Origin of the sequence: Staphylococcus sp. HMSC057A08, assembly GCF_001812925.1 — a bacterium.
GTDB classification, from domain to species: Bacteria; Bacillota; Bacilli; order Staphylococcales; family Staphylococcaceae; genus Staphylococcus; species Staphylococcus hominis.
The window spans coordinates 275,725-290,382 of sequence record NZ_KV810847.1 but is presented as its reverse complement, the minus strand read 5'-3'; the positions used below and the strand labels follow the sequence as shown (position 1 = coordinate 290,382).

Here is a 14,658-nt window from a genome sequence, read left to right as displayed (position 1 = left end):
TTTATTTTTTTGAGACTATAAAAAAAGCTATGGAAAATCGAACGAATTCGACTTTCCACAGCACCTACCACTTCGTTATGTTAGAACATCTCTGATACGACTTTTTGTTCTAAAAAGTTTAATAAATAGTCAGGACTGCCTGTTTTAGCGTCTGTACCTGACATTTTGAAACCACCAAATGGGTGGTAACCTACAACAGCTGCAGTACATCCACGATTTAGATATAAGTTACCTACATCAAATTCATTTACAGCTTGAATCCAATGTTCACGATTGTTTGTGATGACCGCGCCTGTTAAGCCATAATCTGTATCATTTGCAATATCAATGGCTTCATTAAAGTTATCGAATTTGGTGAAGCCAACTACAGGGCCAAAGATTTCTTCTTGCATCACTTGATCAGAAGATGTTAATCCTGAAATGATTGTTGGATGGATAAAGTAACCTGTTGAATCATCCGCTTCTCCACCAATTTCAATTTTTCCTTCTTTACTACCAATTTCAATATATTTTTTAATTTTATCGAATTGTTTTTTATTAATAACAGGTCCCATAAATGTATTATCAACAGTATTACCTACTGTTAAATCTTTTGTTAACTCAATTGCCTTTTCTAAGACTTCATCATAAACAGCGCTATGCACAATGGCACGTGAACATGCTGAACACTTTTGACCGGAGAATCCAAACGCTGACGTTACAATAGAGTGTGCAGCTAAGTCTGTATCTACACCTTCATCTACTACAATTGCATCTTTACCACCCATTTCAGCAATCACACGTTTTAAGAAAGTTTGACCTTCTTGTACAACTGCACTACGCTCGTAAATGCGTGTTCCTGTTGCACGAGACCCGGTGAATGTCACAAAATGTGTATGCACAGAATCAACTAAGTAATCACCAATGTCTTTAGGATCACCAGGCACAAAGTTTACCACACCTTTAGGTAAGCCTGCTTCTTCTAAAATTTCAATCAGTTTATATGCAGTAAGCACTGTATCTTCAGCAGGTTTCAATAACACCGTATTACCTGCAACCACTGGTGCTAATGTTGTACCCACCATAATTGCAAATGGGAAGTTCCAAGGTGGAATGGTTACACCTGTACCAATCGGTTTATAGAAATATTGATTGTGTTCACCTTCACGATCTAAGACCGGTTTACCATCTGCAAGTTCCATCATTGAACGAGCATAATATTCTATAAAATCAATACCTTCAGCCGCATCTCCAACTGCTTCATCCCAAGGTTTACCCGCTTCATATACCATGACTGCTGAAATTTCTTCTTTACGACGACGAATGATTGCTGCGACACGAAGCATTAATTCAGCACGATCTTTGTGTGACCATTTACGCCATGCGTCATAAGCCTTGTTTGAAGATTCAAATGCGTTATCTACATCGTCTTTTGTCGCTTTTGACACTTTAGCTACTAATTCAGATGTATTCGCTGGATTAATTGAATCGAATGTATCATCCTTAATGATATGTTCACCATCAATGACAATAGGAAGCGTTTGGCCTAAGCTATGTTTTACTTTTTCTAACGTTTTTTGAAATCTTTCAACATTTTCTTGTACAGAAAAATCAATACCAGGTTCATTTTTGAAAGGTACTACCATACTTCATTACCCCCTATATGTTTTTAAATATTTAAATTCATTCTCTAACCCTTTGTTTCTTAATCATGATATTTTCTATCATTAACTTCATTTTACTATGCTTACTCCCTTATTTGCAACCGCTTACAAAATTGTTTGTTTAAACTTTTCTTCAAATACCAATATAGCCCTATCAGTACATTTTTTATATAAATAATTTATAATTTAAATAAAATAAAGTATAATAATCACAACATAATTAACCGACATCTAGAAAAGGAAGTATTTATATGAAAGTACTTATCACTGGGGGAGCAGGTTTTATTGGCTCCCATGTAGCAGAATATTTTATGAAACATGACACAGAAGTACATATTATTGACAACTTAAGTTCCGGCTTTTTAAAGAATATACCTTTTGTGAACAATGAACATATTTATATCAAAGACATCACCGATTTTGAATTTGTAACACAGTTAATACAAAAAGAACAATTTGATTTTGTCATTCATTTAGCTGCTATGGTAAGTGTAGTAGAAACTATTGAAAAACCAGAATTATCCAATCGTATTAATATAGATGCTACTGTCAATATATTAGAAGCAATTCGAATATATAATCCAAATATTAAAAAAGTCATATTTGCTTCTTCTGCAGCTATTTACGGTCATCTACCCGATTTACCTAAATCTGTAGAACAATCGAAACCATTTCCATTATCTCCATATGCTATTCAAAAGTATGCCGGAGAACAATATACTAAGATTTATAATCATTTATATCAAATTCCTTGTACTTGTTTAAGATTCTTTAATATTTACGGTCCTAGACAAAATCCAACATCTGATTATTCAGGAGTCATTTCTATTATGAATACTAAGTTTTTAAATCATTCAACCTTTACATTTTATGGAGATGGTGAACAAACACGTGATTTTGTTTATATCGATGATTTAATCAATGCTCTATCAATTGTTCTTAATACTACTCTAACGGATGGTTTTATCTATAATGTAGGCACAGGAATACAAACAAATTTGAAAGCTGTTTTTCAATCGTTCGAACATGGCTTTGATTATCATATACCTTATCAATTTGAAGCTCCACGTCTTGGAGATATTAAACATTCTTGTGCTGACATTACCCCGCTCAAAGCATTAGGTTACAATCCTAAATATAGTATTGAAGAAGGTATTACAGCTTATTTGACTTATAATAAACATAACAACATCACTATTTAATAGAAAAACGGTTAGCTTTTATTAATATACTAACCGTTTTTTACTATTTGAGTAGTTTATAAAACTCTTTAAGTGCTAATTGATTATATTCTTGTGCGTTAAATACTTCATATTGAGATGGTCGTTTTTGAATACACTGTTCTAATGCGACTGTGATATCATCAATATCATGACTCACAAGAGTACCATATTTACCATTACCGAGTACATAGCGGTTTGCTATAATATCTGACGCGATAATATGAACTTTTAAAGTTAATGCTTCAAGTAATACCATTGATTGTCCTTCATAATGAGACGTTAAGCAGAAGACGTCTGCTTATTTCATGATATAGTATGGATTCTTCCTTTGTCCTAATAAAAAGACATGTTTTTCTAATTTCAACCTTTTTATTTGTTGTTCTAATTGAACACGGATAGGGCCTTCCCCCATAATATATAACTTTGTATGCGGATGACTGACATGTACTTTACTAAATGCATCAATAAGTAAGTCAAAACCTTTTTCAGGTGATAATCGTCCTGCAGTTACAATTTTGAAATCGTCTTCCTTAAATGGTACTGAACTTATATCCCTATTATTGATGCGTACGAGTACGGATTGGTGTTGTTTTTCAAATTTTTCAGAGTCATCTAATTTTAGTTGATTGATTTTATTCAAATTAATCGTATTTCTGGAAGTAACAAATTTCTTATTCAATGATTTATCATTGATCTTCTGTTTATTTTGATCTTTAGAAGCATCGGATACACATACTAATTGATCAAATTGACTATACAGCGAGCGTACACCTTTTAAATTTTGATAATGTATTTTAACACCGTTAACTTTTCTTTCCATATCTGCTTTAATATCACTATTTAAATAAATCAATTTACGTTTTACTTTTGTTGCTAAAATTAAATTAGCCCAAAACATAGAATACCCACTAAAATCAATCGCATAGTCGAATTGGCTATGACCAAATACTTTTCGCATTTCTCTTTCGTATACTTTCTTCGGATATATCAAATGTTCTAACGTACTTTTTAATCCTCTCTGTCTTACGAAATCGATACTATACATTTCTTTCAATGATGCTGCTAATGGAGGTACTCTCAAAATAATTCTAACGTTCTTATTAATACGATTTAAGTTATTTAAAACTTCAAGATTTTTACTTTTATTAGTAAACAATGTAATGTCGTATTTTTCATAATCGACATTTTCTAATAAATTAATGATAGACGTTGTAATACCATTATTTTTCATACCACCAGGATAAATTAACACTCTTTTCTTAGCACAGATCTTACGTTTAGGACGCTTACGTTTACCCTCAAACAGTATGTTAATAAGTGTTTCAGTAACAGTTCCATCATCTAGATAGGTATATTGACGTTTAAAATATTGATATTTTTTCTTTACTGAATCATCATCATATACTTTTTGCTTGATCGCTGTAATCACATCTTCAATATGATGAACGACAGGACCAGGTAGGTCACGATTAGCAATATACATACCTCGTGATGATTGATATTCATCCAAATCTGGAGTATAGAAGACAATCGGTTTATTGGTTACTAAATAGTCAAAGAAGATACTTGAATAATCTGTAATCATTAAATCGACGATCGCTAATATTTCATTGGTATCAAAATAATCAGGAATTAAATAAGGTTTTAAACGTTTTATTTTAAGCGCGTCTTTATATAAATAAGGATGGACTTTGACTAACACTTGATAATCTAGATGATGTTTAAGTTTTTCAACTTCTTCAACGATATGATTTAAACTTGCCTCTGGTGCATTGACATCCTCGCCTCTCCAAGTTGGACAATACAATAAAATACTTTGTTCTTTACTAATATGAAGATAATGATTCAACTCGCTAATCATGTCTTTTCGATTTGAATTTAAAGTTAAATCGATTCTAGGATATCCAATTTCCAAAAATTCTCCACCATAAATATTTTCAAGTCTAAAGGCTCGTTTAAAAATCGTCGTCGTATGGTGATTAGGACTAATTAAGTAATCGCTGCTTAAAAAGTTTTTAATAATATTTTGAGAACCATAAAGACTATTTTCAATGTCTAATCCCATATATTTTAAAGGTGTCCCATGCCATGTATTGATATACATTTGTTTTGGCTTTTTAATGAAATAGTATGGAAAAGTAGAATTATTAATTAAATACTTACTCTCCGTTAATGCTTTCAAATATTCTCTTGATTCTTTAATAACAAACTCTACATTTTTATAGTACTTAAACCTTGCTTTATAAAATAGCAATGTTTCGTGATGATCTACTACCCATATGTGTTTATATTTACGATAACGAGGTTGTTGAATTAAACTTTTAAATATTGCATATGGACTATCTGTGATACTTTTTCCATCTCTCACTTGATATAGTATCTGATATTCCTTAACGTTATTTTTTTTATAATATTTAGCGTAAGTCATTACTTTACTTGTATAAGCAGATTTATTTTTTCTTTGTATTGGCTTAAATAAAAAATTCAATTTACGTCTTAATTGATTTGTAAGACATGTCTTAAGTGTCATATTCATTATCCTTTCTAAGTTGCTTTTATTTCTCTTAAGTTGTTTCATTAAAATGAATTGAACTATTTCAATGATGCACATATAGTAATACACACATTCAGCACTCTACAATTATATCATTTAATTATATTATATAATAAATATTTAATTTCAATACAAATTGTTATTTTACATAAAAATCAACCTTTAAGCATACGTGTTACTGCTTAAAGGTTGGTTACTATATTATTCAAAGTGATTAGGTATATTTATCGTTTCATTTTGATCAATCGTTCTTATCACTTTTGCTGGCACTCCAGCAGCTAAACTATTCGGTGGAATATCGTTTGTTACAACACTACCTGCTGCAATAACTGAGCCATCACCAATTGAAACACCTGGTGTCACTGTCACACTCGCACCAAACCAAATATTACTTCCTATATGAATAGGTTTTGCCAATTCCCATCCTTTATTACGATCTTGATAATTGAGTGGATGATGTGCTGTATATAGTCCACATGATGGTCCTATAAAGACGTTATCGCCGATCGTAATGCCACCACCATCCATCAAATAACTATTGCTATTGATAAACACGTTTTCTCCAACTTTTATATTCCAACCATAATCTGTGTCAAATGGACTGCTGATTGAAAGTTGTTTCGCTTCATAGCCAAGTAATTCTTTTAAAATCGCTTGGCGTTTTTCTATATCACTAGGTCGTGTATGATTATATTCAAAGCATAAGTCTTTAGCACGCTGTCTGTCCATTCTTAATTCCTTATCAAAGTTTGCATCATACCATTCGTGTGCTAACATTTTTTCTTTTTCAGTCATTGTCTTTTCCTCTTTTCTTTCTATAAATATAAAAAGTATTCTCCCTACGCTATACGTAGACAGAATACTTTATTATCTTCATAAGTACTACATACTAAGACGTAATATAATCGCCACCATTAACATGGATAATTTGACCTGTAATATAAGAACTATCTGCATAACTTGCTAAGAATACATAAGCTGGCGCAAGTTCAGCAGGTTGACCACGTCGACCCATTGGTGTATCTCCGCCTTGATTTTCTACTTTATCTTCATCAAATGTTGATGGAATTAATGGAGTATAAATTGGACCTGGCGCTACACCGTTAACACGAATTCCTTTTTCCATCAATGATGTTGCAATAGAACGTGTGAACGACACAATAGCACCTTTAGTTGCTGAATAATCAATAAGGTGACCAGAACCACGATAAGCCGTTACACTTGTTGTATTAACAATTGCATCACCTTTACTTAAATGAGGTACTGCAGCTTGTGTTAAGAAGAACATACCAAAAATATTTGTTTTAAATGTTTCATTGAAATGTTCTGGTTTAATATCTAAAAAGTCTTCATTAGGAAATTGCACGCCACCATTATTTACTAATATATTGAGACCACCAAAATCGTTAACAACAGTTTCAACAAGTTTTTTTGATTGATCAGCATCTTTTAAATCATGAGAATATGCTTTTGCTTTAACGCCGATTTCTTTTAAACGATTGACGGTATCTTCAGCGTCTTCATGTTCATTATAATAACCAATAGCGACATCAGCGCCTTCTTTGGCATATAAAATCGCTACTGAACGACCAATACCGGAGTCACCACCAGTAATTAATGCGACTTTTCCTTTTAGTTTACCGCCAGCTTTGTATTCTTCCATTTCAGCAATAGGTCTAGGATCCATATCTTTTTCAGAACCTGGTTGTTTTTCTTGTGTATAACCTTTAATTTTTTTATGAAAATCTAATAAGTCCATACCTCTTCACTCCTTCTTTATTTACTTAACCGTTCCCATTTCTTTGATTTTTAAAACAAAATGACTATACTTACTACTTTTGAATGATACAAAATCCGTACTAGAAATGCATGAAATTTTAACATAGAGTCTTTATAATATAATTAATCTAAACAACGACTCATATAGAGATAAAGATAAAAAGGAGTGTTACAACATGAAAGGTATTCTAAAGGGTATCATTACCATTCTTATCATTTTAGGGCTTGTAAAAACAGTTCAAGATCATGATTTAATGAATGAAGCCAACCAATACTATAATGAAACTAAAAATGGTGAACTTATACGATCTATCACTCATCCAAACTTCAATAATTTTAAAGATTTAGATTTAAGTCATTTTAAACCATCTGATTTCTTTTAGTATTCATAGCTATCATGAATAAGAGAACAATGTACTCATTTTATTTAGAGTAACGTTGTTCTTTTTTTATTAAGCAAGGTCATTGACTAACATACCCTAAGGGGGTATATTGAAGATGATAGGAGGATGAACATATGACTCAAAATCATCAGATCACCTTGAATATCATTGGCATGACATGTGCCGCTTGTTCTAATCGTATTGAAAAACGATTGAATAAAATAGATGGCGTTCATGCTCAAGTGAATCTGGCAACTGAAAAAGCAACCATTGATTATCCTAACGATCAATATGAAGTAAGCGATTTTATTGAAACGATTCAAAAATTAGGATATGACGTTGAAACAGATAAAAGTGAACTAGACGTTATAGGTATGACGTGTGCTGCTTGTTCTAATCGTATTGAAAAAGTATTAAATAAAACAACAGGCGTTAAGCAAGCAACAGTCAATCTAACCACAGAACAAGCAACAATTGATTATTATCCAGGTCAAACTGATGTTGATACGCTCATTGGACGAATACAACATCTCGGCTATGATGCTAAACCTAAACAATCAAAAAAAGAACAAGCTTCTCGTAAAGTTCAAGAATTAAAAAGAAAACGTAATAAACTCATTATTTCAGCAATATTAGCTTTTCCATTACTTTTAACGATGCTTGTTCATTTATTTAATGTACCATTACCTAAAATATTTATGAATCCTTGGTTTCAATTTATCTTAGCCACTCCCATTCAATTTATTATAGGATGGCAATTTTATGTTGGCGCATACAAGAATTTACGTAATGGTGGTGCCAATATGGATGTTCTTGTAGCACTTGGTACGAGTGCAGCTTATTTCTATAGTATTTATGAAATGAGTAAATGGTTATTAGACTCAAACGCACAGCCCCACCTTTATTTTGAAACCAGTGCTGTTTTAATCACTTTAATTTTATTTGGCAAGTATTTAGAAGCACGTGCAAAATCACAAACAACACATGCTTTAAATCAATTATTAAATTTACAAGCCAAAGAAGCACGTCTCATTAAAGATGATGGAACAGAAACAATGGTTCCGCTTCAAAATGTTCAAGTTGGAGACACCTTACTTGTTAAACCAGGAGAAAAAATTCCAGTAGATGCAAAAGTCATTAAAGGGACAACAACCGTAGATGAATCCATGCTAACTGGAGAATCCATGCCTATAGATAAAACAGTTGATAATGAAGTGATTGGTGCAACACTAAATAAAAATGGTGTCATTACCGTTCAAGCAACAAAAGTAGGTCAAGATACCGCTTTATCTAATATTATTAAAGTAGTTGAAGAAGCCCAAAGTTCAAAGGCACCTATTCAACGTTTAGCAGATATGATTTCTGGCTATTTCGTACCTATTGTTATTGGTATTGCCGTACTCGTCTTTATCATATGGATTATTTTCGTTCATCCTGGTCAATTTGAAGATGCACTCGTTGCCATGATCTCTGTATTAGTGATTGCTTGTCCATGCGCATTAGGACTTGCAACGCCAACTTCTATTATGGTTGGTACAGGACGTGCAGCAGAAGAAGGTATCTTGTTTAAAGGTGGCGAATATGTAGAACGTACTCATCAAATTGATACAGTGGTATTTGATAAAACGGGTACGTTGACACATGGTACACCAGAAGTGACTTACTTTAAAGGTGATGATACTTTATTACAATATGTAGCTTCTGCTGAAAATAATTCTGAACATCCTTTAGCAACCGCGATTGTTAAGTACGCTAAAACAAAACAGCTTACTTTAACAAATATAGAGCACTATGAAACATTACCAGGTCATGGTATTAAAGCTATAATCAATAATAAGACATTATTCATAGGCAACCGATCATTAATGTCAAATCATCATATTGATACAACATCTTTATTAGATGAAATCACCCAAATTGAACAAAAAGGACAAACTGTCATGTTGATTGCATATGATCAGATATTACGTGGTTATATTGCTGTAGCAGACACTGTTAAATCTGAAGCCAAAGTTGCGGTTCAAGAACTAAAAGACATGAATTTACGTACGGTAATGATTACAGGTGATAACCACTCTACAGCTCAAGCTATCGCAAATGAAGTTGGTATTGATCATGTGATCGCCAATGTTCTTCCGGAAGATAAAGCTAAACATGTTGCTCATTTTCAAGATAAAGGTGAGAACGTTGCGATGGTTGGCGATGGTATTAATGATGCACCTGCTTTAGTTCAAGCAGATATTGGTATTGCCATGGGAACAGGTACTGAAGTCGCAATTGAAGCGGCTGATATTACTATCTTAGGTGGAGACATTGCTTTAGTTCCTAAAGCGATTCACACAAGTCATAAAACCATTCGAAATATCAAACAGAATCTTTTTTGGGCGTTCGGTTATAATGCTGCTGGTATTCCTATTGCTGCAATGGGCTTACTCGCTCCATGGATTGCTGGTGCAGCGATGGCATTAAGTTCTGTAAGCGTTGTAACTAATGCATTACGTCTAAAACGAATGAAATTATAAATGAATTTTAAGCTTTATACTTTCATAAAAATTTAAAAAGCGTAAAATATGGGTATAGTCATTATGAAGTACTCGGAGGTGACAATCAATGATTAATAAAGTCATTAAAGTAGATGGTATGAGTTGTGACCATTGTAAAAATACAATCGAATCAGCATTAGCTAAAATTAATGGTGTAAGAACTGCTGAAGTAGACCTTGATAAAAACGAAGTTCGTGTAGATTATAATGATGAACTCGTTTCAACGAAAGATTTACATGATACTATTGAAGATCAAGGCTATGATGTTAAAGAATAATAAAAAAGTTGGAGGTAACGCTCCAACTTTTTTTATTTTAATTTACTCTTAGTTTAGTCGTACCACTAGTTAAAACATCCATAGTTGCATCAAGTGCATCTACTATGAGATTTTTGACGGCCGCTTCTGTATAGAAAGCAATATGTGGTGTTAAAATAATATCTTCTCTTTTGATAAGTTGCTTTAACAATACATCATCTATCTCTTTTCCACGATAATCACCTGGGAATAACCCTCTTTCATATTCATATGTATCTAATGCAGCCCCTTTAATTCGACCACTATCTATAACAGAAAGTAAAGCTTGTGTATCTACAATTGATCCCCTTGCCGCATTCACAAATACGGCACCTTTTTTAAAGTTTGAAAAAACAACATTATTAAACAAATGATGATTATATTTCGTAGCTGGAATATGCACAGTAACAATATCAGCTTCTTTAATTGCTGCTTCTAATGTATCTTTATAATCAACAAATTTTGCTAAAGCGGTATTTGGAAATGGATCATAAGCAACAACCTTGCTGTTATAACCTTTTCCAAAAATTTCTGCCACAATCGAACCGATGCGTCCAGTACCAATTACTGCCACAGTTAAATCTCGGATAGATTGTGATAATATAGAAGGTTCCCAACGAAAATCATAATTGCGCACTTTATGTTGAATACGTTTTTGATACCTTACAATATTGATAGCTTGTGTAACAGCAAATTCAGCAATTGAACTTGGAGAATACGAGGGTACATTTGAGATAATGATGTCGTATTTAGTAGCTAAATCTAAGTCATACGTGTCAAATCCTGCACTACGTTGTGCAATTTGCTTAATTCCATATTGTTTCAATTTCGCAAAAACCTCTTCTGAAATTGGATGTTGTTGAGATAACGATAGACCATCAAACCCTTTTACAGTATCAACTGTTGTCTCTGTTAACATGTCTTTGGTTAAATCAACATCAACATTGTTTTGTTTCGCCCACTCGTTAATATATGGTATATCTTCATCTCTTACACTCATAATTTTAATTTTGGTCATATATTGATCATCTTCCTTCATAATTTTTTAACGATGCTTTGCTTTATACATATCAGCTAGGTCCATTAATCTACTAGCTGCTTCTTCTAACCATTTATCGTCTAATGCAAGTGAGATACGCACGTAATGTTTTCCATTTTCACCAAATGGTATACCTGGAGCAACTAAAATAGATTTCTCTTTTAATAAATATTGTTCAAAGGTTTCACTATCATAACCTGGAGGTGTACGTAACCATGAATAGATACCGCCTTTAGAATGCACAAATGGTAGATGGGCTTCACTTAATTTTGCTTCAAACTTGTCTCGACGCCGTTTAAATGTTTCATTCTGTTCTTCTAAAAATTCATCATAATGATTAAGTGCATATGTCGCTGCATCTTGTAACGCACCAAACATTCCAGCATTTGTATGCGTTTGATATTTCTTTAATGCTTGAATCATGTCTTTATTTCCTACTGCAAACCCTACTCTGAAACCTGACATATTATATCCTTTTGAAAGTGAGAAAATTTCAATGGCGACATCTTTACCGTGTTCTGAAGCAAGTATGCTTGGATTTTTAGCATCAAAGCCAAAAGCACTATAAGCAAAGTCGTGCACGATTTTTGTCTTTGTACCTTTGAATCGTTCAATTGCTTCATCAAATACTTCTTTTGTAGCCGTTGATCCTGTTGGATTATTGGGATACGTTAAATAAACAAGCGTTGTGTTGTCTAGTACTCTCTTATCTACATTATCCCAATTTGGCAAATAATCTGGAGGATCTAAATTTAATGGAACAGGATTGGCATCTGCAAGCATCACTCCTGCTAAATAATCTGTATATCCAGGATCTGGAAGTAGCACATTTTCTCCAGGATTAACAACACATGTAGGTAACGCTACTAATCCATTTTTTGTACCATATAAAATACATACTTCATCTTCCTTATCTAATGTCACATTGTACTGACGTTGGTAAAAATTAACAATGGCCTCTTTAAATGATTCTTTACCATGAAAGGCACCATATTTTTGATTTTCAGGAATGCGAATCGCTTCAGAAAAATGCTCAATAATACCTTCTGGTGTTTCACCATCGGGAATGCCTACTGCCATATTAATAAGTGGTAAAGGGCCATGTTCTACTCTACGGCCCATCGTTTTTCCAAAATAGCTATCAGGAATGGCTGCTAATCTTTTTGAAATAACCATGTTATTCCTCCTTAAATAAAAAGCTATATACCACTTTTGTGTGGCATATAGCTTCATAAGATATATGTCACTTATCTTTGAGGTTATTTATTATCCTCTTGGAATTAGCACAGTACTTTATATTTATGAAGCCTGTTGCTGAAGTTTCATTGGGCCAAATCCCTTCACTTCTCTCGATAAGTTCTTACGTATTAAGTCTTATTTTAACATTACACTGATAATTGTCAATTTTCAGATTTATTTATTCTATTTCATATTTTTTATATCTTCTAACATAGCTTCTGCTGTTATTTTAGCACTTGTTAATACAATGGGTACGCCTGCGCCTGGATGTGTACTTGCGCCTGCAAAATATAAATCTTTATAATCACGGGACACGTTAGGCGGACGGTAATAATTGCTTTGTGCTAAAGTAGGCATTAATCCAAAGGCTGTACCGAATTTAGCATTATAATGTGTTTCAAAATCTAAGGGTGTAAAAATAGTTTCGGATACGATATCGTTACGTAATCCTTTAAGTGATTCAATTGTTTCTGTTTTTTTGTAAATTTCATTTTTAACCTGTTCAATTATGGCTGGATTGTTCCAATCGATTTGACCTGTTTTAAGCTCAGGTACTGGCATTAAAATGTACATACTTGTTTTTCCTTCAGGAGCCAATTCCTCATCTTCAACGGAGGGGAAATAAAGATATATAGAAGGGTCTTTCGGCAATCTTCCTTCAAAGATATCGTCAATATTCCCTCTAAAATCTTCAGCAAAAATCACATTATGCAAATGAACTTTATCTTTCAAATCTCTGTTTATTCCTGCATAAATTAAAAATGCAGAACATGAATAATCCATTTTATCTATCTTTATATGTATTAAGCAAGAAATTAAAAATATTATATTAAAAAATAAAAAAAGGAGAACGACATTGTCGTCCTCCTTTTTTGATAACTCGATGTCCTATCCAGTTATCTACTTAAATCTTACCACCAACCGTGACCTTGGCGGAAAGCAATTGCTGCATCCCATGAACCATAACGTGATTTAGCATAGTTAGCCATACCTTGAGTTTGTGTAGCTACTGAACCAGTGCCCCAAGCTTCTTTAGTTTGACCTAAACCTCTGTAACCAATTGGGTTAACAGCATTTGGATTACCACCTGATTCAGGCATTACGATAGCATTCCAAGCAGCTTCAGTACCACCGTTAGCTAAGAATTGAGCTTTAACTGATCCACCAGTTGAAGCAGTTGAGTATGAAGTAGTTTTTGGTGCTGAGTATGAAGTTGTACGAGCACTGTAGTTATTGTAGCTAGAAGTTCTTTGTACTGGAGCTGAAACAGCTTTTACATTTGAAGTGCTAGCTTGATTATTTGAACTTACTGATTGAGTTGAAGCTTGATTATAAGACTCAGTGTAGTCAGTAGTTGATTGAACTGTGTCAGCACCACCAGCGTAAGTGTAGTTCCAAGACCAAGTGTTACCATTTGAAGTGAAGTTATATTTGAAACCGTCTTTTACAAATGAAATGTTATATGCACCAGCTTGTACTGGGTGAGCATTTAATTCAGATGGGTTATTTTGAGCTAAGTCAGCTAAATGAGAATAGTTAGTTGTTTGTTCAGATGCATGTGCACTGTGATCGTTTGTTAAAGCATATCCTGTTAAACCTAAAGTTACTGCTAATGACGAAGCGATTACTGTTTTTTTCATAATAGATAATTCCTCCAAAATTGAAATATATATTTTCGTTATGTTTCATTCTTTATTTAAGATTAATTTCTGTTTTGATTTGTTATTTAACTTTTGACAATAGCTACTATAACACAAAATTTGTAGAATAGTATTACACTTGTTTTACAAAAAATTACAATTAATCCATCATTTTGTAATATTGAAACATATTAAATACTTCTTGTAATATAAAAAAACTATCAATATGGAGTTTATTTTTATTATAAATTAACGTTTTACAATACTTTCTTACAAAATTTACAATACTTTAACGTCATTAGTCATATTACAAATTAATG

Annotated in this window: 10 protein-coding genes, 2 pseudogenes and 1 riboswitch; of the genes and pseudogenes, 4 read left to right on the top strand and 8 right to left on the bottom strand. The window is 32.9% G+C overall.

The genetic code is table 11. The features are described 5' to 3' along the window. Positions 1-80 precede the first annotated feature (80 nt). A complete protein-coding gene (gene pruA / locus HMPREF2881_RS03230; protein WP_002449313.1) occupies positions 81-1,625 on the bottom strand; it encodes an L-glutamate gamma-semialdehyde dehydrogenase in 1,545 nt (514 codons plus the stop codon). A gap of 269 nt (positions 1,626-1,894) precedes the next feature. Between pruA and HMPREF2881_RS03225 the strand changes: the two genes are divergently transcribed. Then, a complete protein-coding gene (locus tag HMPREF2881_RS03225) occupies positions 1,895-2,845 on the top strand; it encodes an NAD-dependent epimerase/dehydratase family protein (protein WP_002454822.1) in 951 nt (316 codons plus the stop codon). A 43-nt stretch (positions 2,846-2,888) separates the two neighbouring features. Here the strand turns inward: HMPREF2881_RS03225 and HMPREF2881_RS03220 are convergent. From HMPREF2881_RS03220 to HMPREF2881_RS03210, 3 genes and pseudogenes are all read right to left on the bottom strand, one after another. Next, positions 2,889-5,396: pseudogene (locus HMPREF2881_RS03220) on the bottom strand (CDP-glycerol glycerophosphotransferase family protein). Between the two features lie 225 nt (positions 5,397-5,621). Continuing rightward, the gene (locus HMPREF2881_RS03215; protein ID WP_002488188.1) at positions 5,622-6,215 is read right to left on the bottom strand and encodes a sugar O-acetyltransferase; all 594 of its coding nucleotides are present in this window, start codon (positions 6,213-6,215) and stop codon (positions 5,622-5,624) included. 94 nt (positions 6,216-6,309) lie between these two features. Further along, positions 6,310-7,179 (bottom strand): SDR family oxidoreductase, encoded by an 870-nt coding sequence (locus HMPREF2881_RS03210; protein WP_002488266.1) that lies wholly within the window; start codon positions 7,177-7,179, stop codon positions 6,310-6,312. A gap of 196 nt (positions 7,180-7,375) precedes the next feature. Here HMPREF2881_RS03210 and HMPREF2881_RS03205 point away from each other — a divergent pair, with 196 nt between their 5' ends. The 3 genes from HMPREF2881_RS03205 (at position 7,376) to copZ (ending at position 10,402) form a co-directional block, all read left to right on the top strand. Further along, positions 7,376-7,582, top strand: a complete 207-nt coding sequence (locus HMPREF2881_RS03205; protein WP_002488185.1) for a hypothetical protein — start codon at positions 7,376-7,378, stop codon at positions 7,580-7,582. A gap of 134 nt (positions 7,583-7,716) precedes the next feature. Next, positions 7,717-10,104 carry a heavy metal translocating P-type ATPase gene (locus HMPREF2881_RS03200; RefSeq protein ID WP_002488285.1) on the top strand — a complete coding sequence of 796 codons (2,388 nt, stop codon included), beginning with the start codon at positions 7,717-7,719 and terminating at the stop codon, positions 10,102-10,104. An 88-nt stretch (positions 10,105-10,192) separates the two neighbouring features. Continuing rightward, positions 10,193-10,402, top strand: a complete 210-nt coding sequence (gene copZ / locus HMPREF2881_RS03195) for a copper chaperone CopZ (protein WP_002449345.1) — start codon at positions 10,193-10,195, stop codon at positions 10,400-10,402. Between the two features lie 37 nt (positions 10,403-10,439). Here copZ and HMPREF2881_RS03190 read toward each other — a convergent pair whose 3' ends face one another. The 4 genes and pseudogenes from HMPREF2881_RS03190 to HMPREF2881_RS03175 all read right to left on the bottom strand — a co-directional run bounded on the left by HMPREF2881_RS03190 (position 10,440) and on the right by HMPREF2881_RS03175 (position 14,338). Beyond that, positions 10,440-11,438: a D-lactate dehydrogenase gene (locus tag HMPREF2881_RS03190; protein WP_002488278.1), complete on the bottom strand. Its 999-nt coding sequence runs from the start codon at positions 11,436-11,438 to the stop codon at positions 10,440-10,442. 27 nt (positions 11,439-11,465) lie between these two features. After that, positions 11,466-12,635: an aminotransferase class I/II-fold pyridoxal phosphate-dependent enzyme gene (locus HMPREF2881_RS03185; RefSeq protein WP_002488206.1), complete on the bottom strand. Its 1,170-nt coding sequence runs from the start codon at positions 12,633-12,635 to the stop codon at positions 11,466-11,468. A 68-nt stretch (positions 12,636-12,703) separates the two neighbouring features. Further along, positions 12,704-12,818, bottom strand: a riboswitch (SAM riboswitch). Positions 12,819-12,881: 63 nt separating this feature from the next. Continuing rightward, positions 12,882-13,493 (bottom strand): annotated as a pseudogene (locus HMPREF2881_RS03180) (phytoene desaturase family protein); the annotation flags it as partial. Between the two features lie 116 nt (positions 13,494-13,609). Beyond that, positions 13,610-14,338, bottom strand: a complete 729-nt coding sequence (locus HMPREF2881_RS03175) for an aggregation-promoting factor C-terminal-like domain-containing protein (protein WP_002488225.1) — start codon at positions 14,336-14,338, stop codon at positions 13,610-13,612. Between the last annotated feature and the right edge of the window lie 320 nt (positions 14,339-14,658).

Bases quoted from the DNA above. Each gene is read 5' to 3' on its own strand.
- pruA (WP_002449313.1), bottom strand. From the start codon at position 1,625: ATGGTAGTACCTTTCAAAAATGAACCTGGTATTGATTTTTCTGTACAA.
- HMPREF2881_RS03225 (WP_002454822.1), top strand. From the start codon at position 1,895: ATGAAAGTACTTATCACTGGGGGAGCAGGTTTTATTGGCTCCCATGTA.
- HMPREF2881_RS03215 (WP_002488188.1), bottom strand. From the start codon at position 6,215: ATGACTGAAAAAGAAAAAATGTTAGCACACGAATGGTATGATGCAAAC.
- HMPREF2881_RS03210 (WP_002488266.1), bottom strand. From the start codon at position 7,179: ATGGACTTATTAGATTTTCATAAAAAAATTAAAGGTTATACACAAGAA.
- HMPREF2881_RS03205 (WP_002488185.1), top strand. From the start codon at position 7,376: ATGAAAGGTATTCTAAAGGGTATCATTACCATTCTTATCATTTTAGGG.
- HMPREF2881_RS03200 (WP_002488285.1), top strand. From the start codon at position 7,717: ATGACTCAAAATCATCAGATCACCTTGAATATCATTGGCATGACATGT.
- copZ (WP_002449345.1), top strand. From the start codon at position 10,193: ATGATTAATAAAGTCATTAAAGTAGATGGTATGAGTTGTGACCATTGT.
- HMPREF2881_RS03190 (WP_002488278.1), bottom strand. From the start codon at position 11,438: ATGACCAAAATTAAAATTATGAGTGTAAGAGATGAAGATATACCATAT.
- HMPREF2881_RS03185 (WP_002488206.1), bottom strand. From the start codon at position 12,635: ATGGTTATTTCAAAAAGATTAGCAGCCATTCCTGATAGCTATTTTGGA.
- HMPREF2881_RS03175 (WP_002488225.1), bottom strand. From the start codon at position 14,338: ATGAAAAAAACAGTAATCGCTTCGTCATTAGCAGTAACTTTAGGTTTA.